This window comes from Fretibacterium fastidiosum, from assembly GCF_000210715.1.
In the GTDB taxonomy this organism is placed as follows: domain Bacteria; phylum Synergistota; class Synergistia; order Synergistales; family Aminobacteriaceae; genus Fretibacterium; species Fretibacterium fastidiosum.
In genome coordinates this window covers 816,860-843,444 of sequence record NC_021038.1, presented here as the reverse complement: position 1 = coordinate 843,444, position 26,585 = coordinate 816,860, and the positions used below count along the sequence as shown (strand labels likewise).

The 26,585-nt window shown below is 59.9% G+C and carries 27 protein-coding genes, 2 tRNA genes and 1 pseudogene; 12 read left to right on the top strand and 18 right to left on the bottom strand.

Annotated features, from left to right (window positions below):
• The 6 genes and pseudogenes from SY1_RS03760 to SY1_RS03735 form a co-directional block, all read right to left on the bottom strand.
• The coding region (locus tag SY1_RS03760; RefSeq protein WP_481128937.1) for a P-loop NTPase family protein at positions 1-437 on the bottom strand (437 nt) is incomplete at its 3' end.
• A 105-nt stretch (positions 438-542) separates the two neighbouring features.
• Positions 543-1,988 (bottom strand): FibroRumin system radical SAM peptide maturase, encoded by a 1,446-nt coding sequence (locus tag SY1_RS03755; protein ID WP_208872746.1) that lies wholly within the window; start codon positions 1,986-1,988, stop codon positions 543-545.
• Positions 1,982-2,095: a hypothetical protein gene (locus SY1_RS12745; protein ID WP_423868984.1), complete on the bottom strand. Its 114-nt coding sequence runs from the start codon at positions 2,093-2,095 to the stop codon at positions 1,982-1,984. Before SY1_RS12745 ends, SY1_RS03755 begins: the two co-directional genes overlap by 7 nt.
• 41 nt (positions 2,096-2,136) lie before the next feature.
• The gene (locus SY1_RS12740; protein WP_208872742.1) at positions 2,137-2,304 is read right to left on the bottom strand and encodes a FibroRumin family radical SAM-modified Cys-rich RiPP; all 168 of its coding nucleotides are present in this window, start codon (positions 2,302-2,304) and stop codon (positions 2,137-2,139) included.
• 168 nt (positions 2,305-2,472) lie between these two features.
• A pseudogene (locus SY1_RS03740) lies at positions 2,473-2,895 on the bottom strand (transposase family protein); the annotation flags it as partial.
• Positions 2,896-2,937: 42 nt separating this feature from the next.
• Positions 2,938-3,300 carry a helix-turn-helix domain-containing protein gene (locus tag SY1_RS03735; protein ID WP_208872740.1) on the bottom strand — a complete coding sequence of 121 codons (363 nt, stop codon included), beginning with the start codon at positions 3,298-3,300 and terminating at the stop codon, positions 2,938-2,940.
• Between the two features lie 114 nt (positions 3,301-3,414).
• Between SY1_RS03735 and SY1_RS03730 the strand changes: the two genes are divergently transcribed.
• From SY1_RS03730 to SY1_RS03680, 11 genes are all read left to right on the top strand, one after another.
• Entirely contained in the window at positions 3,415-4,119 is a 705-nt protein-coding gene (locus tag SY1_RS03730; protein ID WP_015556232.1) for a virulence RhuM family protein, read from the top strand.
• Positions 4,120-4,615: 496 nt separating this feature from the next.
• Positions 4,616-5,215, top strand: a complete 600-nt coding sequence (locus SY1_RS03725) for a hypothetical protein (RefSeq protein WP_015556231.1) — start codon at positions 4,616-4,618, stop codon at positions 5,213-5,215.
• A 22-nt stretch (positions 5,216-5,237) separates the two neighbouring features.
• Positions 5,238-5,954 (top strand): DUF6935 domain-containing protein, encoded by a 717-nt coding sequence (locus SY1_RS03720; protein WP_015556230.1) that lies wholly within the window; start codon positions 5,238-5,240, stop codon positions 5,952-5,954.
• 198 nt (positions 5,955-6,152) lie between these two features.
• A tRNA-Gln gene (locus SY1_RS03715) sits at positions 6,153-6,226 on the top strand.
• A 120-nt stretch (positions 6,227-6,346) separates the two neighbouring features.
• Positions 6,347-7,870 (top strand): sodium:solute symporter family protein, encoded by a 1,524-nt coding sequence (locus tag SY1_RS03710; protein ID WP_015556229.1) that lies wholly within the window; start codon positions 6,347-6,349, stop codon positions 7,868-7,870.
• 154 nt (positions 7,871-8,024) lie between these two features.
• On the top strand, positions 8,025-8,822 hold the full coding sequence (rpsB, locus tag SY1_RS03705) for a 30S ribosomal protein S2 (RefSeq protein WP_208872736.1): 798 nt from the start codon (positions 8,025-8,027) through the stop codon (positions 8,820-8,822).
• A 3-nt stretch (positions 8,823-8,825) separates the two neighbouring features.
• Positions 8,826-9,422, top strand: coding sequence for a translation elongation factor Ts (gene tsf, locus SY1_RS03700; RefSeq protein ID WP_015556228.1), 597 nt, complete (start codon positions 8,826-8,828; stop codon positions 9,420-9,422).
• 151 nt (positions 9,423-9,573) lie between these two features.
• Positions 9,574-10,290, top strand: a complete 717-nt coding sequence (pyrH, locus tag SY1_RS03695; RefSeq protein WP_015556227.1) for a UMP kinase — start codon at positions 9,574-9,576, stop codon at positions 10,288-10,290.
• Positions 10,291-10,346: 56 nt separating this feature from the next.
• The gene (gene frr, locus SY1_RS03690) at positions 10,347-10,904 is read left to right on the top strand and encodes a ribosome recycling factor (protein WP_015556226.1); all 558 of its coding nucleotides are present in this window, start codon (positions 10,347-10,349) and stop codon (positions 10,902-10,904) included.
• Positions 10,905-11,026: 122 nt separating this feature from the next.
• Positions 11,027-11,833, top strand: a complete 807-nt coding sequence (locus tag SY1_RS03685) for a CheR family methyltransferase (RefSeq protein WP_015556225.1) — start codon at positions 11,027-11,029, stop codon at positions 11,831-11,833.
• 106 nt (positions 11,834-11,939) lie between these two features.
• Positions 11,940-12,013: transfer RNA gene (locus SY1_RS03680), tRNA-Cys, on the top strand.
• 202 nt (positions 12,014-12,215) lie between these two features.
• Here SY1_RS03680 and SY1_RS03675 read toward each other — a convergent pair.
• The 3 genes from SY1_RS03675 to SY1_RS03665 form a co-directional block, all read right to left on the bottom strand.
• A complete protein-coding gene (locus tag SY1_RS03675; protein ID WP_208872734.1) occupies positions 12,216-14,432 on the bottom strand; it encodes a methyl-accepting chemotaxis protein in 2,217 nt (738 codons plus the stop codon).
• Between the two features lie 129 nt (positions 14,433-14,561).
• Positions 14,562-15,404 (bottom strand): class I SAM-dependent methyltransferase, encoded by an 843-nt coding sequence (locus tag SY1_RS03670; RefSeq protein WP_015556224.1) that lies wholly within the window; start codon positions 15,402-15,404, stop codon positions 14,562-14,564.
• Between the two features lie 224 nt (positions 15,405-15,628).
• Positions 15,629-16,888: a ZinT/AdcA family metal-binding protein gene (locus SY1_RS03665; protein WP_208872732.1), complete on the bottom strand. Its 1,260-nt coding sequence runs from the start codon at positions 16,886-16,888 to the stop codon at positions 15,629-15,631.
• Between the two features lie 208 nt (positions 16,889-17,096).
• Between SY1_RS03665 and SY1_RS03660 the strand changes: the two genes are divergently transcribed.
• The gene (locus tag SY1_RS03660) at positions 17,097-17,576 is read left to right on the top strand and encodes a hypothetical protein (RefSeq protein ID WP_208872731.1); all 480 of its coding nucleotides are present in this window, start codon (positions 17,097-17,099) and stop codon (positions 17,574-17,576) included.
• A gap of 162 nt (positions 17,577-17,738) precedes the next feature.
• Here the strand turns inward: SY1_RS03660 and SY1_RS03655 are convergent, their stop codons facing one another.
• The 9 genes from SY1_RS03655 to SY1_RS03615 form a co-directional block, all read right to left on the bottom strand.
• Entirely contained in the window at positions 17,739-18,695 is a 957-nt protein-coding gene (locus SY1_RS03655; RefSeq protein ID WP_208872729.1) for an Rpn family recombination-promoting nuclease/putative transposase, read from the bottom strand.
• A gap of 122 nt (positions 18,696-18,817) precedes the next feature.
• Entirely contained in the window at positions 18,818-19,438 is a 621-nt protein-coding gene (locus SY1_RS03650; protein ID WP_015556222.1) for a V-type ATP synthase subunit D, read from the bottom strand.
• A 14-nt stretch (positions 19,439-19,452) separates the two neighbouring features.
• Complete coding sequence (locus SY1_RS03645) at positions 19,453-20,862, bottom strand: V-type ATP synthase subunit B (RefSeq protein WP_015556221.1); 1,410 nt, start codon at positions 20,860-20,862, stop codon at positions 19,453-19,455.
• Complete coding sequence (locus tag SY1_RS03640; protein ID WP_015556220.1) at positions 20,852-22,576, bottom strand: V-type ATP synthase subunit A; 1,725 nt, start codon at positions 22,574-22,576, stop codon at positions 20,852-20,854. The genes SY1_RS03645 and SY1_RS03640 overlap by 11 nt, the downstream gene beginning before the upstream one ends.
• Before the next feature lie 104 nt (positions 22,577-22,680).
• On the bottom strand, positions 22,681-23,019 hold the full coding sequence (locus SY1_RS03635) for a V-type ATP synthase subunit F (RefSeq protein ID WP_015556219.1): 339 nt from the start codon (positions 23,017-23,019) through the stop codon (positions 22,681-22,683).
• Entirely contained in the window at positions 23,009-24,013 is a 1,005-nt protein-coding gene (locus tag SY1_RS03630) for a V-type ATPase subunit (protein ID WP_015556218.1), read from the bottom strand. The genes SY1_RS03635 and SY1_RS03630 overlap by 11 nt, the downstream gene beginning before the upstream one ends.
• Before the next feature lie 15 nt (positions 24,014-24,028).
• A complete protein-coding gene (locus SY1_RS03625; RefSeq protein ID WP_015556217.1) occupies positions 24,029-24,607 on the bottom strand; it encodes a V-type ATP synthase subunit E in 579 nt (192 codons plus the stop codon).
• A gap of 13 nt (positions 24,608-24,620) precedes the next feature.
• Positions 24,621-25,103, bottom strand: a complete 483-nt coding sequence (locus SY1_RS03620; RefSeq protein ID WP_015556216.1) for a V-type ATP synthase subunit K — start codon at positions 25,101-25,103, stop codon at positions 24,621-24,623.
• 100 nt (positions 25,104-25,203) lie between these two features.
• Positions 25,204-26,585 (bottom strand): V-type ATP synthase subunit I (locus tag SY1_RS03615; protein WP_208872724.1); only part of this gene is annotated, 1,382 nt, incomplete at its 5' end.

The window sequence follows — 26,585 nt, the reverse complement described above, 5'->3', positions numbered from 1 at the left end:
ATGATTCTATTTGGATCTAATACTCTGATGTGGCCTAATCCATGACACTCGCTACAAAGGTTTTCTTCCTTGTTTAGTACAAAAAATTCCTCATCAATTCCCAGCATAGCGGCATAAATTAAGATAATACTTCGGTTCATTCCAAAGTAAGTACCTATTGTGGATCTCATATTGTTATTAAAATTTGATTGCCTAATGGGAACCGCAGCGAGCATATTTTCGTAGCCTTTTATACGGTAAGTCGGATCAGAAATATTATCTGCAAACATCGACATAAATTCATGTTGACCTATTTGTGCAATAGTATCGTATGCCAACGACGATTTACCACTTCCGGAAGGACCGATAATCAGGTTGATCGCATTTCGCTCAATATGAGCATCGATATTTTTTAGGTTATTTGTTTCGATCCCCCAAATGTTAATTGATTTTTCCATGCTCAACCTCTTTTCGATAACCGACCTTGATACATTATCCAAGTAAATTTTATAGTATTATTATGTTTTACGCAAGTAGTGGCTGACACATACAAATGCCAGCCACTACGCATACGCAACCGGCTTTCGACGACAAGGATATTTCCGGATAGAATCAGCCTGTCCTTGAGCAATAATGCGATATAAATCTTTTATGAAAAACTCCAAAGTTTTCTTAGAATGAACACAGAATCGCTCGTCAATAGAGTGAATTGTATTGCCGGGTTTAAGGTACATTGCATTAACCGGACAGCCACCGCCGCAAATGCCGAGAGCAGGGCAATCCATACATTCTTCATGATTTAACGGTGTTAGTTGTGACCACTCAATAAAGTTTTCGTCTTTAACGGCAACAAAGTCATCGTCATCAATGTGTGCCACAAAATACTGTTTGTTATGAAGGCAACCATGACAGATACCAACCTGTCCATTGGGAGCAATAACAATCTGTCCTCCCGTAGTCGCAGCACAATCTGAGAAATAAACTTGCGCTTTGGAAAATGATTTCAGCTTGCGCATCATACGATCTTCGTATATTCCACGCTCTCGTAATTCAAGGAACTCATCGATAATAAACTGAGCAGCTGCCTCATTATAGCTTTGAGGTAACACGAAAGTATCGCTCGACATCATAATATTAAATCCGAACGCTTTAACCCCATAGGTATCCACTAAATCCAAAATGTCCTTCGTGTTTTTAATGGTTTCCTCGCTCAGGGTTACAGAAAGAGATATATCTACGCCCAAACTCTTGCATAGATTGAGTTTGTCCAAGATACGAGAAAAGACGGGTTTACCCGTAATATCTACTCGCATATTGTTTGCTTCTTCTGTAAATCCATCAATCGAGATTGCGATAGACACGCCGAGTTCATGTAATCTCTTTATGCGGGACTCATCGAGCAATAATCCATTGGTAACAATAGACATCTCAATATTACGCATACATTTTTCGGTATCACGCAATTCATTAACTTTTTCCGCCGTATATTCCAACACTTTGAAATTGACTAATGGCTCTCCGCCGTAAAAAATCAACACAGGCTTATTATCTTCGATGTCTAAACCGGATTCTTTGATTTGACGAACAAAAAAAGCAAGTGCCTTGTCTGCGGTTTCAGCAGACATATTTTCTAACAAAAAATTACTCCGCTTATCACAGTCATTGTTACCCAAAAAACAATATTTACATGCCAGATTACACTGCTCACTCATAATCATGTAGCAAACATTGACTGCCGGAGAGGGTATCTTTGATCGAACAAAGCTAAGAACTCTATCATCCTCATTTGGTGTTTGCGTAAGGATTTTATATTTAGCAAGTTCTTGAATTTCTGCTTTAATTTCTTTCGGTGCATTTTCTATCTTGTCGCAAAAGGAGCTTGCAAGCCACGCCTGCAAGCTCCCGAAAGCATTTTTAGATAAATACACCGGCTTCATTCTCAGTGAATGGTAAAGAGCAACAGCTTCCCCAAAATCGTAGGAATGGGTAAACCGAGACATATTTACCATTCGATTTCCTCCATTTTGGGAACCGCACGGCAGGAACAAGCGCAGGTGCAAGAATTGCAAACTACGCAAGCACAACGAGCCATAACAACAGCTTCGTTACAAATCATCCCGAAAAGCTGCATGTATTGAGCATTATTAGCACTCATTCTTACATTACCTCCCATTCAAAATCAGAAACATATCCACCAGAGCAGGAACAACGGCAATTGCACATACACCCCGTACACTGCCCAATACAAGAGGCAGCGTGAGAGAGCATGTCCTTACCGATATTGCCCAGCAGAGCCTCGTATGCGCCAGGGTTAATTTGAATCATGAAAAGCGCCTCCTTAATTCTATTTTTAATTACACTATATCACATTATTTGTCAAGTGTCAACATGCTGAACAAACATACTGAACATACGAATTTTACTTTTTAAAAATACACAACATATAGTACTTGATATAGTACTTGCTTCTCCGCTAAATACTAGACCTGTCCACTAACCATGTTGAAAGTTATATATGCCGCAAATCAAAGAGAAGCGCAAGGCAAATTTCTTACGTCTATTCCTATAGCGGGAAGAGAAGATGCGAACCCTCTTGATATATCGATTAATATGTTCGATATAGATTCCACACTTTGAAACAACAGCATTATAAATCTTCTCAAGAGCAGACAACTGCTTCCCTCTCTTTGCTTTTATCGGCATCACGCTGTTCGTATGAAGTTTCTTGAGCCCCTGAAAACCTTTATCCGCGATGACTTGAATTCGCGGGGAGAAATGCACTTTGCTCTCTTCAAGCATCTTGAAGTCATGTTGCTTGCCCTTGCCCACTGAAATACAAAGAATATCTCGAGTCGAAGCATCGGCGACGATCTGGACTTTCAGAGTATGCATCTTCTTCTTGCCTGAATAGTACTCTCTCTGTTTTTTTTCGGCCGCTCGATTTCACACTCCGTCACATCAACAAGCACTGCTTTTACGTCTTTTGTCTCTAAAAGACTTCTTTTGGAGGGCAAGGAAAACTCCTTGCTCTGAATTCAGAACGTCCTCTACCCAATGAATGCTCTTATGGACCATACTTTTCGATACTCCATAGTCAAAGGCGATATGTCGCATAGTGCGATACTCTCGATAGTATCCCAGAGTAATGATCAGCTTGTCTAAAACAGACAAGTTCTTAAGAGGATTTCCCTCCTTGGAATGTCGTTGTTTGTAGGCTTCTTCCAAAATCGACGGCATCTTATCAAAGGTAGCCTTTGTTACTCCAAATATCCCTTGATACTCTTCTTCCTTCAATTCTTCGCGCCTTTTTAAGTTATTCATGTCCTAAAGAATAACTCTTCACGATCCCTTTTTGCAAGGTTGGTGGACAGGTCTAGTATAATGTCTATAAGAGCCGGGGGAAGAAAACCAGCGAGGAGGATTGAGGTGAAAAACATGGCAGATATCAAAAGGGATAAACTGAAAATCCGTAACAGCACGGTGGATTTTCTTGTGTTTACAAAGGACGCCCATGAGGATGGCATTGAGGTGCGGGTACAGGATCATGATGTCTGGCTGACGCAGAAAGCCATTGCACAGCTTTTTGATGTAGACCGGAGCGTTGTGACAAAGCACCTGAAAAATGTATACGAAAGCGGTGAATTGTCCGAAGATTCAACTTGTGCAAATTTTGCACAAGTTGCGGATAACGGGAAAACCTATCACTATAAGTTCTATTCTCTATCCGCCATCATTGCCGTAGGCTATCGGATCAATTCCGGCAGAGCCACACAGTTCCGTCAGTGGGCAACCAAGGTGCTGGACACCTTCACAAAGCAGGGGTATGTGCTGGACAAGAGCAGGCTTATCAACGGGCAGATTTTTGATGAGGACTACTTCGACCACCTGATTTCCGAGATTCAGGAGATTCGAGCCAGCGAGCGGCGCTTCTATGCGGCTAACGCCGCACGACGCTTCGACCCTGTATTCAAAGAATTCTATGACAGGATGATTGCCAGGGGCAAACATCCCAAACAGGCCTTAGCCGCCGTCGGCACAAAACTCCTGAGGGTGATTCACGCCGTCATGACTTCGCAGAAACCTTACAATCCTCAAAAACTTTTACCCCCTTCGACCAGAATTTCTCAATTAAACCCTTGACTTTTTCTAGCAGGTCTTAAGTTTCATTTCTTTCGGTGGGCCAACCACGACGTTGGCCTTTTCGCGAACTGCCTTCTTGCTCTCCTGGACCTGGATCGCCTTTAGCGTCTTGGCTACCAGCTTGACCTGTGCGATGACAGTCTCGAGCTCCGGCAAAGCCGTCGCGACCCGTGGGTCGGGTGGGAAACACCAGCCTTGACAGCCTCGAAGGCCCTTTGTAGAATGGCGACGATTCAGGCTTTACGAGGGAATCTGTTTCAGTCATATGGAACCTTTGGGGAGGGAGCTGTCATGCGTTGCCATGATGTTGCGAGCCGGTATGGGACGTTGCCTCGTTGCGCGGGCACGCAGGACGCATGGAAGGGCCTCGTCCCCTCTCTTGGGGGGGACATCCTTCTTTGGTGGTGAGGCCGTCGTCCTGGCGTAGGAACTGCGCGTGAAGGGGCGCAGGGGCAAAGCGGTTTGGTGTTAAAAGACGGAATGGAGGTTCTTGAAGATGAGACGGACAGTACGGTTCTTCCTTTGGGCAATCCTGTTGTTCTGTCTGCTGTTCCCCGCGGGGATGGCCCTCGCGGCGACGAAGGTGCAGATCGTGGAGTACCAGTGTCGGGTGTGTGACAAGATATTTTACGGCTTCAAAGGGGATAAGCTGGACGATGATATTTTTATGAAGCAGGATGTCCAGCTTGCCAGGATGTCGAAGCTGTCCGACCGGGGAAAGCCTTTGGACCCCTGCAAGGGGGGAATGAAGTCACACATCCTCGATAAAAAACGCGAGGGCGAGGCCACGATGGAGTTCATCTCCCAGAACCTGGACAAGTTCGTCGTCCTGAAGGGCAGCGGCTCCGTGCACGGGACTTTGAAGGAGTGGGAATGCTTCATGTGCAAAAAACCCTTCTACTCCCTCAACAAGGAGGACCTGAACATCAAGGAGTGGGACGAGCAGCAGAATTACCTCTTCAGTTTGAAGGGAAAAAAACCCATATCTCGTTGTAAGGAGGGTTATCAAGGACATGTCTTCATGCCCAAGAAGGAGGGCAGCTTCAGCTCCAGCGAGCTTGCCATTGTCGTGTATGACTTGTTCTGGTCCAAGTAGGGCTATTGAGGAGGTAAACGTCATGTGGAAAAAACTGTCCACGGTGTTGGCGCTTTCGGCTCTGCTCCTTGCCGTTGGAGGGGAGGCTTGGGCTGCGCTTCCGCGGGACTATCAGGAGTTCAAAGCCCGCTATCAGAAGGAGGGCAAGACGCCGGAAGGCGCGGTGAAGCTGTACTTTGAGGCTGTGTTCTGCTATATCAACGAGGCAACGCGGGCCGAGGGCTCGAAGATGGTGCGCTACGCTCTGCACTACGACAGGCCGATCGAACAGTCGAACAACTTGTCGACGTTCGCGGAGCGCCTGCGGGATCCTGAGATGCACCACATCTTCCGCGGCTTTGCGGAAGGAACCTCGCCCGAGAACGATTACCGGATGTCGCCGGACAACTTCAATCTCGTCGTGGGCAAGAAGGTGCAGGAACAGGGATACCTTAGGGTCTTCCTGCGAAACTCCGGGGCCGACAGCCCGAGGGTCGTGTGGATGAAGGAGTTCGACGGCCTGTGGTACATGATTAACAACGCCAGCACGTACGTTGAAGTGCGCCCCCCCAAGGCCTTCATCGATCGCACGAAGAACGCGCACGACGCGGACTATGACGCTTCTCCGGCACCGGACCCCAGGAAGAGGGACAACGATAATACCCCGTCTCCGTCGGAGGGCAATGCGTCCCCCGAACCCACTGCCCCCTCGGATGAAGGGGAATCGACCGAGGACGACGAGGAAGTCGTCTTCAAGTAGGCAGGAAGCCGTGGCTCTGGGCTTGTCCGCGCGAAGGGGAAGCGTCGGGCGGGGCTGAAACGGCGATGCGCTGAGTATCGACAGGGGCGGCCTTCGGGCCGTCCCTCCTTTTAGGCTCTTGATAGGGGAGACGTTGAACCAGCGGTTTGACTATTGACTTTTTGGGTTCCCCTGATAAAATATCTTTCTGTTGAGCGTTGGGGAATGGTGCAACGGCAGCACGCCTGACTCTGGATCAGGTAATCGGGGTTCGAATCCCTGTTCCCCAGCCATTTTTATTATCTCAATTCGCCTGACATGGAAGACGTGGCCTGCTTGGGGGTGCAGTATGCCTCGGCAGGCCTTTTTTTGCAGTTTTTTCAGGCTTCCCCGTCGGGCGGAGGACGGAGGTCATGGTCATGACTGAGGCGCTGTCGCTTTTGAGCAACGGGTACGTCCTGTTCATCCTCGGCTACGCGGTGCTGCTGATCCTGATCGGTGCGCTGGTGGGGCGGCGCGTTACCAGCGCGGAGGGGTTCTTCGTGGCGGAGCGCAGGCTGGGGCCTGCCCTCCTCTTCACAACGCTGACCGCGGCGAACCTCGGCGCGGGCTCCACGGTGGGCGTCTCGGCCCTGGCCTGGCGCCACGGCCTCTCCGCCTGGTGGTGGATCGGCAGCGCAGGGATCGGCTCGATGATCCTGGCCTTCTGGGTGGGCCCCCGGATCTGGCGCCTGGCGGTCCGGCACAACCTCTACACCTTGAGCGACTGGCTGGACCTACGCTACGGCAAGGCCTTTCGCGGCCTGCTCTCCGCGATGATGGCGGTGGGGACCCTGGCGCTCTTCGCGGGGCAGCTACTGGGCATCGCCTGGATCCTCCAGGTCGCGGCAGGCGTGCCCACGACGGTGGGGGTCGTCGCGGGGGCGGTGGTGACGACGCTCTACTTCGCGGCGGGGGGCCTGTTCTCGGCAGCCGTCGTCAACCTGGTGGAGGTGGCCGTCATCCTCGCGGGGTTCGCGGCGGCGCTGCCCTTCATCTGGTCCTTCGTGGGCGGCTGGGAGGGGCTGACGGCGAAGGTGGGACAGAACCTGGCGGAAGCGGAGCGGACGGACGCCTATTTCTCCATGGGCGGCATGGGGACCACGGCCATCGTCGGCTACCTCGTCATGCTGGTGCCCTCCTTCTTCATCTCGCCGGGGCTCATCGGCAAGGTGTTCGGCGCCCGCGACGAGCGCACCATTCGCTGGGGAACGGCGCTGGGCGGGGTCGTCCAGCTGGTCTTTGCCGTCATCCCGGTGTTCATCGGCGTGGCTGCCTTCGCCTGCTTCCCGGACCTCAGCCGGGCGGACCTGGCCCTGCCCACGGCCATCAAGGAGATGCTGCCCTTCTCCATCGCCACCCTCTCCCTCGCCGCCATCTTCGCCGCGGAGGTCAGCACGGCGGACGCGGTGCTCTACATGTTGGCCGGTTCCATCACAAACGACCTGTACAAGCGCTTCCTGCACCCCTCCCTGTCGGATCGGGGGCTGCTCTGGGGCTCGCGGCTGGTCAGCCTCGCCTCAGGCGTGGCGGGCGTATTCCTCGCGCTGCGGCTGGAGAGCATCATCTCGGCCCTCACGATCTTCTACTCGCTGATGAGCGTCTCCCTGGCGGCCCCCCTCGTCCTCGGCCTCCTCACCTCCCGCGCCTCGACCACGGGAGCCATCCTCTCCGCGGTACTGGGCGTCCTCCTCACGCTCTTCTGCACGTTCTACAGCGGCACAGCGACGGTGAACCTGGGCTTCGGGGTGCTGGACACGGCGACCCACCTGGTGGACGTCGGCTTTGCCCGGCTCAACGCCACCACGTGCGGCATCCTCCTCTCCTTCGTGGCAATGGGGGCGGCAACGCTCCTCATGCCGGCCCGGCGGTCGGCCGGGGAGCGCGGCCTCCACTGACGCTCTCGCCTCTTTGAGGCCTTTCTGTGTTATACTAATCACCGTGTCAAAAAACACACGCACCCGCGCCGGGGAGCCAGAGGTGTCCCTTTGGGATCGCGAAATCCGGAGTTGCAGAGCGGGGCGGAGGCCTAACCTTTGGGAGGTATAAGAATTGGCAGTTGTGAGCATGAAGCAGTTGCTGGAGTGCGGGGTCCACTTCGGGCACCAGACGCGCCGCTGGAACCCCAAGATGAAGCCCTACATCTTCACGGAGCGCAACGGGGTCTACATCATCGACCTGCAGAAGACCGTGAGGGGGCTGGACAAGGCCTACGACTTTATCCGCACCACCGTGTCGGAGGGCGGGCACGTTCTGTTCGTCGGCACGAAGCGCCAGGCGCAGGAGACGATCCGCGAGGAGGCGACGCGCTGCGGTCAGTACTTCATCAACCAGCGCTGGCTGGGCGGGCTTCTGACGAACTTCCCCACGATCCGCAGCCGCGTGCAGCGGATGATGGAGCTCCGGAAGTACGACGAGGACAACGAGTGGGAGAAGCTCAACAAGAAGCAGGTGGCGGCCCTTCGCAAGCAGCAGACGAAGCTTGAGAAGTACCTTGGAGGGATCGCCAAGATGAACGCCGTGCCGGACGCGATCTTCCTGATCGACCCGCGCCGCGAGGAGAACGCCATCGCCGAGGCCCGCAGGCTGGGCATTCCGGTGGTGTCCATCGTTGACACGAACTGCGACCCGGAGGTCATCGACTACCCCATTCCCGGCAACGACGACGCCATCCGCGCCATCAAGTTGGTGACGGGGCTCATGGCCAACGCCGTCATCGAGGGGCGTCAGGGCGAGGACGACGCCTCGGCGGAGGCCGGAGAGGCGCCTGAGGCGAAGGCGGAGGACGCGATCGACACCCGCGAGCGCCTGCACGAGACCTACTCCGACAACAAGTACGAGGAGGCATAAACGATGGCTGAGATCACTGCTGCGATCGTCAAGGAGCTTCGGGAGCGCACCGGCTCCGGAATGATGGACTGCAAGAAGGCCCTGGCCGAGTCGGGCGGGGACATGGAGAAGGCCATCGACTACCTTCGCGAGAAGGGCCTGGCCAAGGCCGCCAAGAAGGCGGATCGCGCGGCCAGCGACGGTCGCGTCTTTCAGTACATCCACACCAACTTCAAGGTGGGCGCCCTGCTCGAGCTGAACAGCGAGACGGACTTCGTGGCCAAGACGGACGAGTTCAACCACCTCGGACATGAGATCTGTATGCAGATCGCCGCTGCGAACCCGCAGTACGTCCGTCCGGAGGACGTGCCTGAGGACGTGCTGCAGCGGGAGCGCGAGATCTACCGGCAGCAGCTCATCGAAGAGGGCAAGCCGGCTCAGGCCATCGACAAGATCCTCGAGGGCAAGGTTCGCAAGTTCTACGAGACGAGCTGTCTCTTGGAGCAGGAGTACATCCGCGACTCCAACAAGAAGATCAAGGACCTGGTCACGGACATGATCGCCAAGCTGGGGGAGAACATCGTCGTCAAGCGTTTTGCCCGTTTTTCCATCGGCGAGTAGGCCCTGTTGGGATTGAAAAGGCTCCGGCGTGGGATTCCTCCGCGCCGGAGTGTTTTGTATGCGAGCGGCGCAGGCGGAGCCCCTGCCGGAGGCATGCGGATGCCTGCGCCGGGCTGGCTGCATGGGGCCTGAGAGAGGAGTGGGGTGCGATATGCCAAGGTACAATCGGGTGCTTCTGAAGCTGTCGGGCGAGGTCCTGGCGGGGGACGAACGCTTCGGCCTGGACTTCGACGCCGTGCGTCGGGTCGGGGCTGAGATGGTGGAGCTGCACGGCGCCGGTATTCAGCTTTCTCTCGTGGTGGGGGGCGGCAACATGCTGCGCGGCCGCGACGTGCAGAAGCTGGGCATCGAGCGCTCCCAGGCGGACTACATGGGGATGCTGGGCACGGTCATCAACGCGCTGGCGCTGCAGGACGTGCTGGAGAAGATGGGCGTGCCCACGCGGGTGCAGACGGCCATCGAGATGCGGGAGGTGGCCGAGCCCTACATTCGCCGCCGCGCCCTGCGCCACATGGAGAAGGGGCGCATCGTGATCTTCGCCGCGGGGACGGGGCATCCCTTCTTTTCGACGGACACGACGGCCGCGCTGCGGGCTGCGGAGATGGGCGTCGACTGCATGGTGAAGGGGACGAAGGTGGACGGCATCTACGAGGCCGACCCCAAGAGCCATCCGGAGGCGAGGTTCTTCCCTCACCTGTCCTACTCGGAAGCCCTGCAGCGCAACATCGAGGTGATGGACGCCTCCGCCTTCTCCCTCTGTCGCGAGAACCGCATCCCCATCCTGGTGCTGAACGTTCAAAAGAAGGGATGTCTCGTTTCGGCTCTTGTCAACGGCGAGCGAATTGGTACAATCGTGGAGGATGCCTGAGGGGCGCTGCCTCATGCCCCGATCGTCAGGACGATACTTTTTAAGGAGGGAACGTTATGCCGAAGGACGAGCTCAAAGAGCTTCAGGAGAGCATGGATAAAGCCATTGACTTTTTGCAGAACGAGTACCTGTCAATCCGCACGGGGCGGGCCCACCCCGGCCTGGTGAGCGACATCAAGCTGGACTACTATGGCACGCCGACCCCACTCAAGCAGATCGCCAACATCACCATTCCGGAGAGCCGGACGATCCAGATCGCCCCCTTCGACCGGACCAGCCTCAAGGCCATCGAGAAGGCCATCCTGGCGGCCAACATCGGGATGACGCCGCAGAACGACGGAGCCAGCATCCGCCTGACGCTGCCGGAGCTGACGCGCGAGCGCCGCGTGGAGCTGACGAAGCTCCTGGCGAAGAAGGCGGAGGACGCGCGGGTTGTCGTCCGCAACTACCGACGGGACGCCATCGAGTCCCTGAAGAAGCAGGAGAAGGCCTCGGAGATCACGGAGGACGACCTGAAAACGCTGACGAAGGGCGTGCAGGACAAGACGGACGCCTACGTCAAGAAGGTGGACGAAATCTACAAGGCGAAGGAGAAAGAGGTCTTGGAGGACTAGCCGCTTCCGGGGTGGCGGAGCGCCCTCCGGAGGCCGTGGATATCGTGGGGCATCAGGGACATCGTGGAATGGAGGGCCGACCCGTGGGTCCCTCCCTCAAACCGGTTCGGGAGGTACCGACCATGCCAGAGGCAACGCAGTACGATTCGCCCGCATACTCAGCGTTCAAGCAGAAGATGCAGAAGATCATCGGCCTGGACCTGAACTCCTACAAGGAGCAGATTCACCGCCGTATCCACATGCAGATGGATCGGTGGGGCGTGAAGGGCAACTACGACGAGTACTTCAACATGATCAAGAACGACTCCAAGCGGCTGCGGGAGTTTCTGGACTATCTGACGATCAACGTGTCGGAGTTCTTTCGGAACGATTCCCAGTGGTGGAAGCTCAGGGACAAGATCATTCCGGAGCTGACGCAAAAGCGCGGTAATCGGCGCCTGAAGCTGTGGAGCGCGGGCTGCGCCACGGGGGAGGAGCCCTACTCCCTGGCCATTCTCTCCGCGGTCTGTGGGCTGGAGGCCTCCGCGCCGGTCCTGGCGATGGACATCGACCAGGGCGCCCTGGACATCGCCCAGAAGGGGCACTACGTCAAGGCTCAGCTGGTCAACGCGCCAAAGGAGTACCTGGCGAAGTACTTCACCACGAAGGACGGCGGCGAATCCTACGACGTCAATCAGGAGATCAAGCGGCGCGTCGCCTTCAAGCGCTTCAACATGATCGACGACTCCTTCGGGACGGGCTTCGACCTCATCCTGTGCCGCAACGTCGTCATCTACTTCACGAACGAGACGAAGGCCGCCCTCTACCAGAAGTTCTTCAACGCTCTGGCCCCCGGAGGCTACTTCTTGGTGGGGTCCACGGAGCAGATATTCGACTACCGCAAGCTGGGCTTTGAGATGGCCGGGCCCTTCCTCTACACGAAAAAATGAGGGGCTGAAGGCGGATGGGCCCTGGCGCTTGACGAAGCGTGCGTTTGCCGTTAGAATAACTGAGGTGAAAGGCGCGTCCGAGGTGTTTTGACGCGCCGATTTTAAGGGCGGCATAGCCAAGTGGTAAGGCAGAGGACTGCAAATCCTTTACCCCCAGTTCGAATCTGGGTGCCGCCTCCAGAAGATCATCCGGCTCCGTCCGTTATGCTATAAAACCCCGCTCAAAAGCGGGGTTTTTGATTTCTGACAGTCCGCCACGATATTGTCTCTATCCGGCGCATGACCGTATCTGTTTCCGTCCCCATCTTTCGTGGGCGCTCCGGAATGCGGTACGGCGGTCCCCTTCGGGACCGCCGTACTATACTGGCCATACTGGCCCGGTCTATCGGCCTGAGGGCAGGGCTGTGCCGCCCTTCCCCTCGTCCTCCTCGTCGAACCGGAAGCGCCCCACCATGACTTCCAGGCGGGCCACGCCCTCGCTCATCCTCTGGGCCTCCGTGGCGACATTCTCGCTGGCCGCGGCCGTCCCGCCCGTCGCCTTTTTGATGTCCTCCAGGGTCCTGCCGACCTCCGCCGTCGCGCTCGACACCTGGCCCACCGAGTTCGCCATCTCGCTGCTTGACGCCGCCTGCTCCTCCGCCGCGGCCGCGATCGTCTGCATGTGTCCGCTCAGCGCGTTCACCTCGTCAAGTCCGCGCTTCAGGCTGTCCTGCGCTTCGCCGGAGCTCTTGACCGTCTCGCTCAGCAGCTCGCCCAGTTCCCGGATGACCGCGCTCGCTTGGTTCGAGTCGTCCTCCAGGTTGGAGATCAGCTTTTGCACCTCCTGCGCCGCATTGCCCGACTCCTCGGCAAGCTTGCGCACCTCCTCGGCCACCACCGCGAACCCGCGGCCGGCCTCGCCCGCGCGCGCCGCCTCGATCGCCGCGTTCAGCGCGAGAAGGTTCGTCTGGTCCGCAATGCCCGTGATCGTCGTGACGAAGCCTGCGATGGCGTTCACCGACCCGTTGACCTTCCCGATCGACTCCCCGCCGGCGCGGGAACGGTCCTCAGCCTGTCGAATCCTGGCGATGACGGAGTCCACCTCGGCGAAGGCGCTTTGCGTGAGGTCCGCCGTGCGGGCGGCGATCCCGGCCCCCTCCTCGGAGGACTGCGCCGTTGCGGCGGCGGCGCGCGAGACCTCGTCAACCGCCGTGTTGGTGCTCACCAGAGCCTTCGCGTTCTCGGCGGAAAGGTGGGCGACCTCGTCTACGGAGGCCTTGACCTCCTCCATGGAGGCTACGGACTCCTCCGAGATGGCCGCGAGGTTCTGTGCCCCGGAGGCAAAGGTCTGCGCCTCCCTGTTCAGGTCGCGGATAAAGTGCGTCAAAGTGCCCTGCAGGAGGGCGTAGTTGTGGGTCATCTCACCGATCTCGTCCCTGTAGTCCAGCAGCCAGTTCTTTGAGCGGTCGTACATGAAGTCGAGCTCCGAGGCGCGGTGAATGATCTCGCTCAACGCGAGGATGGGGCGGACGATGCGCCCGCTGAGCCAGTAGACTACCCCGAAGAGGATGAGAAGACCAACGATGGCGGTCAGGATCGTGTTGCGGGTCATGGCCCTCGACTCCGCCAGCATCACGGACATGGGGACCAGCGCGTTGACGCACAGCGTCTGTTTCGCGGGGGCAAGGGTCACCGGCGCATAGGCCTTCAGCGACTGGTCATTCGTCGCCACGGCGTAGTCGTACTCCATGAACTGCCTACCCTCCCGGACGGCCTGAAGGACCTGCGGGGCCGTCTTCTGGCCCTGAATGATGTCCCCCAGCTGTCGACCGATCATCGACTGGACCGTAGAGTAGATGACGAAGCCGTCGTCGTCGATCAGGAGAAGGGCGGTCCGATCGCTGAGGATCCGGAAGGTCTTCATGCGTTCCTGGATCAGAGCATAGTCCATGTCGATCCCGACCACTCCGGCGGTCCTGCCGTCGATTTTGATGGGGACGGAGATGGAGGAGATCAGGGTCTTGACGCCGTTTTGATAAGTGTAAAACTCCGGGTTCCCGACGATCGTCTCGCCCGTCTTGAGTGGGGTCGTGTAGTACTCGTTGCCGGAGGCGTAGATCGTCTCGGCCGTCACGTCGCGGGTGCGGACGGCCTGGCCGTTCCGTTCGACGAAGCTGGCCGTGAACTGTCCCTTTTTGCCGTACCACTCGCTGTCCGCGAAGTCGCCGTCGCGCCCGTCGAAGGCGTCCGGCTCGAAGGCCACCCACATGGAGACGATCTCCGGCCTCTGGAGGGCGCCCGACTCAAGGAGCGCCAGCACGGTTTCCCGCGCGTTGGGTGCCTTGCTGTCGATGCGGGGGATCGCTCCGGCGACCGTCAGGAGGATGTCGATGTTGCCCTTGATCTGATTCTGGATGTCGAGCGCGACCTCACCGATGGAGGCCAACGTCAGGACCTCGGCGTCGCGGGACGCCATGTTCGACGTGGAGACCGTCACGTAGGCGATGACGGAGCAGAAGACGATCAGGACGACGGACAGGATGCCGAGGAGCAGCTTGCTCCTGAGCCGCAGGGCTCCGGAGCGCGAACCACGGGTGGAACGACTGGAAAAAACCGACACGATCAATCCCTCCAAAAATTGTCAGTTCATTTGGAAATCTGCAGCATCGACAGCCTGCAACGGTCGGGTTGCCTCGATGAGCGGCGGCGAAGAGGGGAGAACGCAGGGTCCTCCCCCCTGCCGAGGCGTTTACTGGGTCGGAGCGGTGAAGTGCCCGCGCTCCGACGGCCTCCACGAGATCAGGGCCAGGACGGCCCGCGCCCGCGTGCGGACGCCTCCCTTCTCCTCGCGCGCGCTCAGGAGCGACCGAAGGTCCGTTCCCCGCTCCGAGGCCGCCCTGCCCAGGCCCATCCCGTAGCGATCAAGGGCTTCCTCCAGGGTGAGCGTCCGATCCTCGATCCGCTCCGCAAAGTCCATGCGAGGGAGAAAGCCGTCCAGCCACAGCCGGTTGAAGATCGCCCACGCGATGCTCCGGTCGTTGTGGGGGTCGTCGCCTCGGTCGAGCCCCAGCTCCCCGGCCATGGACTCCGCCAGGGAGTCCTCCATGGCAACGTACTGCGCGACGACGCAGACCCCCCGGCTGGCCGCGGCCATCTTCGCCAGCCCCGATGAGGTCCGCGCGGGCCTGCACATGCAGGCGAACACCAGGTCGAAGCACCCCTTCAGGTCACCGATTTCATCGAGCTCCCAATCGTGCTTCAGGATCCGCAGGTTGGAGGCTCCGGCCGCTTTGGCCCGCTCCGCACAGAGCTCCAGCATCCTGGAGGAAACGTCCGCGGCGACCACGTCCTTTGCGACGGCGGCGAAGGGGAGCGCATAGCTCCCGTAGGCGCAGCCCACGTCCAGGACGGAGGTTTCCGGGCCGAGCATCCCTCCCCCGGTCAGGCAACGGACTACGCGCTCCGTCAGGTCGGCGCCGTAGGTGCGTTTGCTGGCGAGAAAGGACTCGGCCCTCGCGTCCCAGAAGGCCTCCGCCTCGGAGGCGTCCTGGGACTGACGGTCCAGAATCGCGTTGAAGAAGTCCACGTCCATCGAAAAAATCTCTCCTTCCTAAACTCCTGAAAACCCTTCGGCGAGCGCAGACGCCTTTGGGCATAACGTAAGACATTGTCCTTCGTTGCCCAAAGTATAGCAGAAAAAGTCGGGGCAGGACAACGCCTGCCCTCCGACGGGGGCTGTAAACGAAAGAGGGAAGGGACCCCTCAGGGCCCCTTCCCTCTCAATCTTCCCTTGATCTTTGGCGTGGATAAGCCGGGTTAGGGCAGCATCTCCACCATCTCGTCCGCCTCTTCAAGCATGTCGTGGGCAAACTTCGCAGCCGTCGTCGTGGACTCGCAGAGCGTCGGGAACCACATGGCCAACTTCGGATCGTCCAGCAGGGCCTCCACGCTCTTGTCCCCGTAGCGCATGTGGAAGTGGATGAACCCGTCCTCGCTGTCCTTGCCCTTCGGCAGCAGGGTAAGGTACTTGTAGGGTCCCTCGGCCTCGGCCTTGAAGACGGCCCACGGTATGGGGTACTCTCCAAACTTCCGGGCTTCGATGCCGTCGAAGACGTAGGACACCGTCGCCTTGACGGCCCCCTTGTCGTCCATGAAGGTGAACTTGTTTCCCTCCACCTTCGCCCCGCCGGCGAAGTCGGATTTCAGCATCGTGTCTTTCATGAAGCCCTTCACGGCCTCCGGCGTGTAGGTCTTCCCCTTCACCGCGGCCTTCTTCGACACCGCCTCGTAGACGGGCTTCATCAGGGGGTCGTCCAGGAAGCTGATGGGGTTCACCCAAGTGCCCTTCCAGCCGTCGAGCGGGTTGACGCTCTTGAACATATCGACAATTTCTTTCACGGCCTCAGGGGTCGACATATCCTTTAAGAGGCGGGCGACATCTCCCGGTGCGCAGAGCGTCGGCCACCACATGGCCTTGGCGGCATCGTCGATCAGTGCCTTGAGGCTCTCGCTTCCGTAGCGCATGTGCCAGTGCTTGACTCCCTCCGGAGTATCGCTGTGCACTTTGAGCATCACCAGGTACTTGTATCCCTTCATCTTATCCGACGCGCCGCTTGCCGCCTCGAACTGATGCCACTCGATGTCGAAGGTCCCGAACTTCCGTTTTTCGACCCCGCGGGACGCGTAGGTCAGGGTTCCCAGGGAGGCTCCCTTGGAGTCCATGAAGGTGATCCCGCTTCCCTCCACCTTTATGCTGTCGAAAGCGGTCTGGTAAGAACGACCAAGGGCACTCTTCACACCCTTCTTGGTGTAAGCGGGCAAGGACGCCGCAGCTTTCTCGCAGACGGCGTCAATCTCGGGCGCATCCAAGGAACCGTAGAAACTCTTCCACTCTCCCTCCCAATCCTTCAACACCCCGACCTGAGGCTGAGGATTGGGAGCAGGGTTAGGATTCGGACTGGGGTTCGGGGTGTTCCCCGGGATGTTGTGGGGGCCCCCGCCGCATCCGCCCAGTGCCAGCAGGGCGATGAGGAGCACGGACAACAGAGTACCGAAACGCCATGATTTGTTTCTCACGTTAACCACTCCTTTAAAAATTAAAATGATGAAACAATAGAAGTATAGCTCTAATTTTAGATAGCTGCAACTCTCCATTGCCATTTTGGCGTTTGGGGCGTGGCCAGGCCGTCTTGAGGAGCGCGTCAGCCTCCTGGCGTATTTCAACGTGCTGCGTTTGTCTAAGGGGGGCTGTCGGGGTACAATGGCGCCGGAGGTGTTGGTGTGCATGTCTCGTATCTTTGGAAAGTCCGCTAGGGGAGGGGCCCTTCTGCTGGGGGCACTCTTATTGGCAAATCCGCCGACGCCGGCCCTGGGGGCCGAGGGGGACGCAGCCGCCGAGCAGACGGCAAGGGAGCTTCGGGCGGAGCTGTCCCGCCTGGGGTCCTCCGAGGACCCCGATGCGCGGGAGGTCCTTCTGCGCCAGATCATCGAGCGTTGCCCGGACACGGAGGAGGCGGAAGCCGCCCATTGGGCGCTTGCGGACCTCTGCCTGGACGGTTTCGCCGAACCGAGGGAGGAGCAGGCCCGCAGCGTGCTTGAGCAGTTCCTGAAGCGTTATTCCTCGTCGCGGTGGGCCACGCAGGTGAGGTGTCGCCTGTACTGCCTCTGCGAGGGAGCCGACGCGGAGCGCGCGGCACAGCTGAAGGCGGAGCTCCTGAAGGACAAGGCGCTGCCTCAGGTGATACGGAGGTCCTTCGAGCGATGACACGATAATGGCCCCGCACGATGTGAAAGCAGGTCCCCCTCGCGCGAGGGGGACCTGTTGGCGGTCAAAGATGCCGGCCGCAAGTTTTTGCTCTCATCACCCCTGATGGGACGGGCGGACTGCCGGCGATTCCAGGAAGGGAGCGTGTTGAACCCGAAGTGCTCAGGCCCCGGCGGCGTTGTCCTTCAGTGCTTCGACCTCGTCAAGGGACAGGCCGGTCGCCTGGGATATCTGACTTGGAGATAAACTCATGTCCAGCATCCGCCGCGCCGTTTCAACCCTGCCCAAGTCTCTGCCCCTGTTCTCGCCCTCGGTCATGGCCTCCTGCACCGCGAATTTCAGGTTGCTGCGGTAGTCCGTCTCGGCGCGCTCTCGCATCCTGTAGAGCGCGAGGTTCCCCCGTTTGCGGAAAAACGTCCGGACCCCATCCTCAAGCCGCTCGATCCCCCGGTCGCACTTCACCAATCGCTCCATCTCAACTTCCCCTCCTATCCGGCCAAGGTATTTCATCACGCGGCTCAGGCCCACATCCTCGACGCGGCCCGCCGCCGTCAGGCGTTTCAGCTTCGGCATCTCGATGAAATGAAACTCCATGCCGTCGCAGTAACTCCGCTGTTCCTTCACGTCCAGAAGCCGGTGCAGCGATCGCCAGTCCTCCGCGCGATCCGGAAAAAGGCAGAAGTTCAGGATCGATACGAAGATGACCGGCCTCAGCTTGTCGTAGCTGTCGGAGACGGACAACTGGTCCGAGTAGCTGCACGAGGCGTAATAGAGAGCCCGTTCGAAGAAGTAGCCCTCTCTTCCCAGCTGAACCTCCACGTGGCACACCCGACCGTCCTCCGCGCGGGCCAAGACGTCCACGCAGGAGGTCCGGCCCTCGTCCCGACGGGGATCGTTCTCCCGATCCAGGTACTGCAGGGAGACGATGCCCGGCCCTGGAGCCAGGACGTCGTTCAGGAGGCGCAGAAGGTTCTCCTCGTTCCCCTTCGTGGCGAAGAGGTACTTGAAGACCACGTCGTTCAGGAGGTTTGCGGAACGAACGCAACGCTCCAACTCCTCCGGCGACAACTCGGTCGTCAGGCCTTCGCGTCCGCAGGTCATGGCATTCACCTTCTCCATAACGGGTTGAGGCGCGGCAAGCCACAACCTCTTGAATTTATTATAGCCGATTTCGGCCCCACAGGTAAAAACAGGTCCCCCTCGCGCGAGGGGGACCCTTTTTGACTTGTGGGCCGTCGGCGCTAGGCCGAGACGATCTCCTTGATCTTCATGAGGCGGCTGAGCGTGGAGCGCTCCTGTTCGTCCAGCTTCATGCTGATGTAGCGAATCGTCTCCTTGTAGTTGGGGATCATGACGTACTCCAGGGCGTTGACCCGGCGTCGGGTGCGCTCGATCTCGCCGGCCATCATGCGGATGGCCTTTTCCTCCGCCGCCATCTCCAGGAGCCGGAGGATCAGTTTGCTGAACTGCTCGAGCGCGGTGTCCAGCAGCACGGGGACGGAGACGAAGCCGTAGTTCACGGGGTTGCCCTCCTGCTCGACGTCGTACTCCGGGACCATGACGCTCATGACGTTGCGCCACTTCACGGACAGCGAACAGCTCGCGCCGGGGAACATGAGCGCCTGCTCCAGCACTTCGGGGGTCGTCTGCGCACGGGAGAGCACGAAGGTGCCGTAGCACTCCGCCAGCTCCTTCTCGACCTTTTCCCGCAGCTCCTTGCCCGCGCGCGCCTTCTCCAGGAACGCCTTGATCAGGGCGTCCTGTTTGTCCTTCAGGAGCTTGTGGCCCCTGACGGCCGTCGTCAGCCGCTTCTTGAGCTTGGAGAGCTCCATGCGGTTGGGGTTCACGTTGATGCGTGCCATCGCTCACCGCCCCCTCAGGCCTTCGCGCCCTGTGCCGCCTTTTTCTCGAGCAGAGGCTTCAAGTACTTGTCGATGTAGGCGTCGCGGACGCGCTTCAACTCCTTGGTCGGGACCATGGTGAGCAGGTTCCAGCCCAGGTCGAGGGTCTCCTGGATCGTTCGGTTCTCGTACTCGCCCTGGCGGATGTACGTGTCCTCAAAGACGTCGGAGAACTTGGCGAAGGCCTTGTCCTCATCGGAGAGCGCGCCCTCGCCCAGGATGACCGCCAGCTCCTTCGCGTCCTTGCCGCGGGAGTAGGCGGCGAACAACTGGTTCATCAGGTCCGCGTGGTCCTCGCGGGTCTTGTCCTTGCCGATGCCCTTGTCCTTCAGTCGGGACAGGGAGGGCATGACGTCCACCGGCGGGTAGATGCCCTGGCGGTGCAGGCTGCGGCTCAGGATGATCTGGCCCTCCGTGATGTAGCCCGTAAGGTCCGGGATGGGGTGCGTCTTGTCGTCCTCCGGCATGGTGAGGATCGGGATCTGGGTGATGGAGCCCACCTTGCCCTTCAGACGGCCGGCGCGCTCGTACATCGTCGCGAGGTCCGTGTAGAGGTAGCCGGGGTAGCCGCGGCGACCGGGGACCTCCTTGCGCGCCGCGGAGATCTCGCGCAGGGCCTCGCAGTAGTTCGTGAGGTCCGTCAGGATGACCACGACGTGCATACCGCACTCGAACGCCAGGTACTCCGCGGCGGTCAGGGCGATGCGCGGCGTGCTGATGCGCTCGATCGCGGGGTCGTCCGCCAGGTTGATGTAGAGCACCGTGCGCTCCAGCGCGCCCGTCTTGCGGAAGTCCTCCATGAAGAAGGAGGCTTCCTCGAAGGTGATGCCCATGGCCGCGAACACGACGGCGAAGTCCTCGTGTCCGCTGATGACGGTGGCCTGGCGCGCGATCTGCGCCGCCATGCGGTTGTGGGGGAGGCCTGACGCCGAGAAGATGGGCAGCTTCTGGCCGCGGACCATGGGGTTCAGCCCGTCGATCGTCGAGATGCCCGTCTGGATGAACTCCGAGGGGAAGTCGCGGGAGTAGGGGTTCATGGGCATTCCGTTGATGTCCAGGGTCTGCTCTGCGATCAGGGGAGCACCGCCGTCGATGGGCTCGCCGCGGCCGTTGAAGACGCGGCCCAACATGTCGCGGGATACGGGCAGGGTCTGCACCTTGCCCAGGAAGCGCACCTTCGTCTCGTTCGTGTCGATGCCGGAGGTGCCCTCGAAAACCTGCACCAGCGCGCGGTCGGACTCGATCTCGAGGACGCGGCCGCGCCGCCTCTCGCCGCTTGCCAGCTCGATTTCCGCCAGCTCGTCGTAACGGACGTCCCGGGTGCTCTCCACCATCATCAGGGGGCCGGAGATGTTGGATATGGTCCTGTACTCCTTAGGCAACATTGCCTTCACCTCCCACAGGGACGATTCCGTTGATCTGTTGTTTCATCGTGTCCTCCAGCTTGTCGATCTGCGAGATCTGCGACTCCTCGAGGTAGCGCATACGGGCGATCTGCTCGCGCACCGGAAGGTTGAACAGCTCGTTCATGGGCGCGCCCCTGTGCAGGGCGTCAAGCCCCAGGTGATGGAAGCGGACGATCATCCTCAGCATCTTGAACTGCTTCTCCATCGAGGCGTAGGTGTCGATCTCGTGGAAGGCGTTCTGGTGCAGGAAGTCCTCGCGAAGGGACTTCGCCGTCTCCATGACCATGCGCTCGTCGCGGGAAAGCGCGTCGATACCCACCAGACGCACGATCTCGTTCAACTGGGCCTCCTTCTCCAGAAGGCTCATGGCCTCCACCCGCAGGCCGCTCCACTCGTCGTCGAACTTCTCGTTCCAGTACACGTCCAGCCGGTCCGTGTAGAGCGAGTAGCTGTTCAGCCAGTTGATGGCGGGAAAGTGGCGCTGGTAGGCCAGGTTGGCGTCAAGCCCCCAGAACACCTTCGTGACGCGCAGCGTGTTCTGGGTGACGGGCTCGGAGAGGTCGCCGCCGGGAGGCGAGACGGCCCCGATGACGGTGATGGAGCCCTCGCGGCCCTCCCTGCCCAGGACGACGCAGCGCCCCGCGCGCTCGTAGAAGGAGGCGAGACGGGTGCCCAGGTAGGCGGGGTATCCTTCCTCGCCGGGCATCTCCTCGAGGCGCCCCGACATCTCGCGCAGGGCCTCCGCCCAGCGGCTGGTGGAGTCCGCCATGAGGGCGACGGAGTAGCCCATGTCGCGGTAGTACTCCGCGATGGTGATGGCCGTGTAGACGGAGGCTTCGCGGGCGGCCACGGGCATGTTGGAGGTGTTGGCGATGAGCGTCGTGCGCTTCATCAGGGGCTGCCCCGTCTGGGGGTCGTCCAGCTCCGGGAACTCGAGGAGCACGTCCGTCATCTCGTTGCCGCGCTCGCCGCAGCCGACGTAGACCACGATCTGCGCCTGAGCCCACTTGGCGAACTGGTGCTGGATCACCGTCTTCCCTGAGCCGAAGGGGCCGGGGACGCAGGCGGTCCCGCCGAGGGCCACCGGGAAGAACGTGTCCACGACGCGCTGCCCCGTCGTCATCGGGACGTTGGGGGCAAGGCGCTTCGACACGGGCCGAGGCTTGCGGACGGGCCAGCGCTGGAGCATGGTGACCTCGTGCTTCACGCCGTCGTCATCGAGGACGGCCACCACGTCGAGGACGGTGTGGTCCCCGCCGTTCACGCTCTTTACGGTCCCCTTCATGCCCACGGGCACCAGGATGCGGTGCTCCACCACGACGGTCTCCTGCACGACGCCGAGGACGTCGCCCGCCTCGACCGTGTCGCCCACCTTCACGCGGGGCTCAAACTTCCACTTCTTCGCGTGATCGATGGCGGGCACGCTGATCCCGCGGGAGATGTAGGGGCTCTTCGCCGCCTTCTCGATCAGCTCCAGCGGGCGCTGGATTCCATCGTAGAACTGCTCGATGATCCCAGGCCCCAACTCGACGCTCAGGGGCTCGCCAAGACAGACGACGGGCTCTCCCGGCTTTAGGCCGGACGTCTCCTCGTAGACCTGGATGGACGCCTTGTCCCCGTCCATGTCCATGATCTCTCCGACCAGACCCGCCGTCCCGACGTGAACCACGTCGGACATGCTGGCGCCCAGCATTCCCCTGGCGACGACCAGGGGGCCGGAGATACGCTCTATCGTTCCCTTAACTGCATTTTCGTTAGGCACTCTTATCGCCTCCGCCTGTGCTTTTTCATGTGAGACTACCTCTCAGCAAAGATGTCCATTCCGACGGCCTTCTCGACGCTGCTTCGGATGGATTCAAGCCCCGCCCCGCTCGTCCCGGAGGGACCGGGAATGGGCAGGACGCTCGTGGGGTAGCGGTCGTTGACCTCCTGGACCTTCCCGCCGAAGTCGACGAAGAGGTCCTCCTGGATGAAGACGACCGCGTAGCTCTCGCGGGCCAGCTTCTCCAGGATCTCCTCGAAGGAGCCGCGCTTCTCCCCATCCAGCACCACGGTCTTGACGCCCACGGCCTGGAACGGCAGGACCATCTCGTAGCTGCCGATGGCTGCCATCGGCAGGGAACGGTTATCGGGCATGGCTCAGCAACCTCCTTGAGAACTCGCGGCTCAGTCCGCCCGCCACGCACACCAGCGCGATGCGCAGGTTGCGGGCCTCGGCCTCCTTCGTCAGGAGGTAGAGGAGGACGTTGGCCGGTGCGCTCGTGGAGTACCGCACCCTCTCAAGGACGCGGATGAGGTACTCGTCCAGGGCCTTCGAGACGTCCGACAGCGCGGCCTGCACGTCGGAGCTCTCCTGAAGCGCGTCCAGGACGGCCCCGATATCCGTGTAGGAGAGGATCTTTCCCCACGTCTCCTGCGGCTCGCCCAGGAGGCGCGCGACGTCCGCTGCCCGGATGAAGCCCCCTTCGTGGAAGAAGGGGAGCCCCTTCGCGGCGTCGTAGCGCATACGGGCAAGGCGGACGGCACTCTTGAGGTTCTCGGCGTCGATTCGGTGTCGCACCCACCGAACGACGTCCGGCATCTCAAGCCCTCCGGCGATGCGGAGCATCGCCGCGAACAGGTGGTGGTCCAGCAGGAGCTCCACCGCCTGGGGGTTCTTCGTCTGGTCCCACAGCGTCCAGCAGTGGGGCACGACGTCGCCCAGCCCGTAGGGGAGACGTCCGTACTCCTCCGTCTCGATGGCCTCGACCAGCCCTTCGGAGGGAAAGGCGCCAAGGGGGGAGAGCAGGTCGTGCCTGCGCCCCTCGGCATCGCCTCCGCGGACCCTGAAAAGGCTCTTGAGGGCGACCTTCACGTTGTGGTAGTCGTAGGGCATCCGGAACAGGGTCAGAAGCCCCTCGTCCGGCACGAACTGCCCCAGCTCCCGGCACGTCGCCAGGAGCTCCTCGTCGATGGCCTTGTCGAAGTCCTCGCCCCCGGCCTGCGTCAGCCACTGGGCATAGGACGTCTCGCTCAGGGCCTTCAGGGCGTCCTCGAGGGTGGAGCTGTCGATGAGCCTGGAGAAGAAGGCCGCGTCAAGGAGGTGTGTCTCCATCCCCCTGAGCCTGGCCACGGTGTACACGTAACTCATAGCCGACCCCTCCCCTTAGGAGAACAGCTTCTTGACAACTTCGGATTCGATCTCCGGGCGAACGTCCTCGAGCAGCATCTCCCACGAGCAGTTGGTGTCGATCTTCTCATCCCTCAGCACGAAGCCGCCCGATATGGGCAGGCGCTCCTGCGACAGCGTCAGGGACGTCCCGTGTTCGGCGTTGTAGCCGTCGAGCCACCCCTGGTTCAGGTGTTTCTCGTCCTTTCCCACGACGACGGCCTCGTGCCCGGAGGACACCGCCTCCTTGAGCAGCCTGGAGGCGAACTTGAGGCAGGCGTCGGCGGGGAGGTCCGCGAGCTTGCGCAGGGAGGCCGCAAAGGCGTCGTCCACGAGGCGGCGACGGACGCCCAGGTCAAGTTTGTTGGCGTCGATCCCGGCCACGATCTCGCGGCGCCTCAGGACCTCCGGCTCCTCTTTGGCGAAGCGGGAGGCGTAGGTGTCCTTGACGCTCTTGACCTCCGCGTTCAACTCCTGATTGATCTGACGGACCTTCTCATCGGCCTCGGACTCGATGGCCTGGATCTCGGCCTGCGACTCCGTGCTGATCTTCGCTTTGATATCGGCAAGTGACATGCGAGCCACCTGCCTAAAGTTTAATTCCGAAATTAAGCATCATAATGCTCGTCAGTAGGGCCAGAACCGCGTAGGTTTCCACCATCGCCGGGAGGATGATCGCCTTGCCCATGGCCTCAGGCTTCTTCGAGATCATCTGAATGGAGGCCGCGGAGGTCTTCCCCTGATAGATGGCGGAGATCCAGCCGACGATGGCGATGGGCATGCAGGAGGCGAAGACCTGAAGCCCCTGGTTCCAGTTCAGCGTCACGGCGCCAGCGTCGCCCAGGAGCCCCAGTTTGATGAGGACGAAGAACATGATCAGTAGACCGTAGATGCCCTGCGTTCCGGGAAGGGCCTGAAGGATGAGGCATTTTGAGAACTTATTGGGGTCCTCCGTCATGACGCCCGCAGCGCTCTCGCCGGCGATGCCGATGCCGATGGCCGAGCCGATGCCGGACAGTGCCGCGGCCAGCGCGGCGCCAAGCAGAGCCAGAGAAAGTCCAAGATATTCCATAGTGTCAAGCACTCCCTTCAAATTTTCGGCACGGCGCTCAGGGCCCTGCCGTCGTTTTTATAAAGCGTGTCCTGCGCGAAATCTCTCGCGCCCCGGCGCGTCAGTCGGCGATCTCCACGTACTCCTCCGTGTTGACGAGGGGGATGAAGGGCTCGCCTCCGCCCGTGTAGAACTTGCCGAAGAACTCGACGTACTGCAGACGCAGGGGGTGTACGAAGGCCCCCAGGATGTTGATGAGGATGCTGAAGATGTGTCCGCCGACGATGACGACGACGGCGATGAGCCACCCGACGTAGGGGATATCCGCCGCCATGCTGCCCAGCAGGTTGATGATCATGCCGATGACCGCCGAGCCGAAGCCCAGCGCCAGAAGGCGGCTGTAGCTCAGGATGTCCCCAAGGTAGGACGTGGAGCCGTAGAGGGCCAGGAAGCCTGAGACGACCTTGCCAAAGAGGTTCGTCTTCTCGCGGCCCGCGTACCAGAAGACGATGGCCGCCCCCGCGATCGCCATGAGCTTGCCCAGCAGGACGAAGTGCGGCGGCGTGATGCCGCCCATCCCCGTGCCGAAGAAGCAGAGTCCCACGATCAGGAGGAACCAGGAGATGTCCGCTCCGATGGCGTCGACGAGGTGTCCCTGGCGGAAGTTGTCGTAGGCTGCGATCAGGAGGCCGAACATCAGGTGGACGACGCCCAGCAGGAGGGAGATGCCCAACACCTGTATGGGGTTGTTCATCGGATCGACCAGCATCAGCGCGTTCTTCAGGGGGACCAGGAAGGGGAGGAAGGAGTCGATGAAGTTGCCGAAGAAGCTCCCGCTGACGACGCCGTAGGCGAAGGTCGAGACGGCGCTGAAGGCGAAGAGCGTGATGAAGTCCTTCACGCCCATGGGGATGCGCCGGTACTTCTTGAACGCCCACCAGATGGTCCCCAGCATGACGATGGCGTATCCCGCGTCCCCCAGGCACATGCCGAAGAAGATGAAGAAGAAGGGCGCCAGGAGGGGCGTGGGGTCGATGCCCCGGTACTTCGGGGGCGAGTAGAGCTCCGTCAGAATGTTGAACGGACGGATGAGCCCGCCGTTCTCCAGGAGCGTCGGCGGTTCCTCGTCCTCCGCCGGGTCGCTCAGGGTCAGGGCCACGTTGGGACTGATGGCCTCGACCTTCTTCTGGACCCGTGCCGCGTCCTTCGCAGGCACCCAGAAGCGCGTGTGCATGGTGCGCTCCGTCTCGTCGCTCCTGCCCAGGGCCTGATACCGTTGCGTGAGGCTGTTCCAGTAGTCCGAGAGCTTCTGCACCGCGGGCATCCACCTCTCGGCCTCCCGCTTGAGGTCGCTCATCAGAACGGCCTCCCGTTTTTCGAGGTCGAGCAGGGTGGCGTCGACCTTCGCGGCCTCCTCCTGGACCGTCCCCCTGAAGGAAGCGGGGACCTCGATGGCGGACAGGCCGTTCTTCGTGCAGGCGTCCAAAACCGCCGCGCCCCTGT

Coding starts and splice junctions, on each gene's coding strand:
- SY1_RS03755 (WP_208872746.1), bottom strand. CDS start 1,988: ATGGTAAATATGTCTCGGTTTACCCATTCCTACGATTTTGGGGAAGCT.
- SY1_RS12745 (WP_423868984.1), bottom strand. CDS start 2,095: ATGATTTGTAACGAAGCTGTTGTTATGGCTCGTTGTGCTTGCGTAGTT.
- SY1_RS12740 (WP_208872742.1), bottom strand. CDS start 2,304: ATGATTCAAATTAACCCTGGCGCATACGAGGCTCTGCTGGGCAATATC.
- SY1_RS03735 (WP_208872740.1), bottom strand. CDS start 3,300: ATGAATAACTTAAAAAGGCGCGAAGAATTGAAGGAAGAAGAGTATCAA.
- SY1_RS03730 (WP_015556232.1), top strand. CDS start 3,415: ATGGCAGATATCAAAAGGGATAAACTGAAAATCCGTAACAGCACGGTG.
- SY1_RS03725 (WP_015556231.1), top strand. CDS start 4,616: ATGAGACGGACAGTACGGTTCTTCCTTTGGGCAATCCTGTTGTTCTGT.
- SY1_RS03720 (WP_015556230.1), top strand. CDS start 5,238: ATGTGGAAAAAACTGTCCACGGTGTTGGCGCTTTCGGCTCTGCTCCTT.
- SY1_RS03710 (WP_015556229.1), top strand. CDS start 6,347: ATGGTCATGACTGAGGCGCTGTCGCTTTTGAGCAACGGGTACGTCCTG.
- tsf (WP_015556228.1), top strand. CDS start 8,826: ATGGCTGAGATCACTGCTGCGATCGTCAAGGAGCTTCGGGAGCGCACC.
- pyrH (WP_015556227.1), top strand. CDS start 9,574: ATGCCAAGGTACAATCGGGTGCTTCTGAAGCTGTCGGGCGAGGTCCTG.
- frr (WP_015556226.1), top strand. CDS start 10,347: ATGCCGAAGGACGAGCTCAAAGAGCTTCAGGAGAGCATGGATAAAGCC.
- SY1_RS03685 (WP_015556225.1), top strand. CDS start 11,027: ATGCCAGAGGCAACGCAGTACGATTCGCCCGCATACTCAGCGTTCAAG.
- SY1_RS03670 (WP_015556224.1), bottom strand. CDS start 15,404: ATGGACGTGGACTTCTTCAACGCGATTCTGGACCGTCAGTCCCAGGAC.
- SY1_RS03660 (WP_208872731.1), top strand. CDS start 17,097: ATGTCTCGTATCTTTGGAAAGTCCGCTAGGGGAGGGGCCCTTCTGCTG.
- SY1_RS03655 (WP_208872729.1), bottom strand. CDS start 18,695: ATGGAGAAGGTGAATGCCATGACCTGCGGACGCGAAGGCCTGACGACC.
- SY1_RS03650 (WP_015556222.1), bottom strand. CDS start 19,438: ATGGCACGCATCAACGTGAACCCCAACCGCATGGAGCTCTCCAAGCTC.
- SY1_RS03645 (WP_015556221.1), bottom strand. CDS start 20,862: ATGTTGCCTAAGGAGTACAGGACCATATCCAACATCTCCGGCCCCCTG.
- SY1_RS03640 (WP_015556220.1), bottom strand. CDS start 22,576: ATGCTGGGCGCCAGCATGTCCGACGTGGTTCACGTCGGGACGGCGGGT.
- SY1_RS03635 (WP_015556219.1), bottom strand. CDS start 23,019: ATGCCCGATAACCGTTCCCTGCCGATGGCAGCCATCGGCAGCTACGAG.
- SY1_RS03630 (WP_015556218.1), bottom strand. CDS start 24,013: ATGAGTTACGTGTACACCGTGGCCAGGCTCAGGGGGATGGAGACACAC.
- SY1_RS03625 (WP_015556217.1), bottom strand. CDS start 24,607: ATGTCACTTGCCGATATCAAAGCGAAGATCAGCACGGAGTCGCAGGCC.
- SY1_RS03620 (WP_015556216.1), bottom strand. CDS start 25,103: ATGGAATATCTTGGACTTTCTCTGGCTCTGCTTGGCGCCGCGCTGGCC.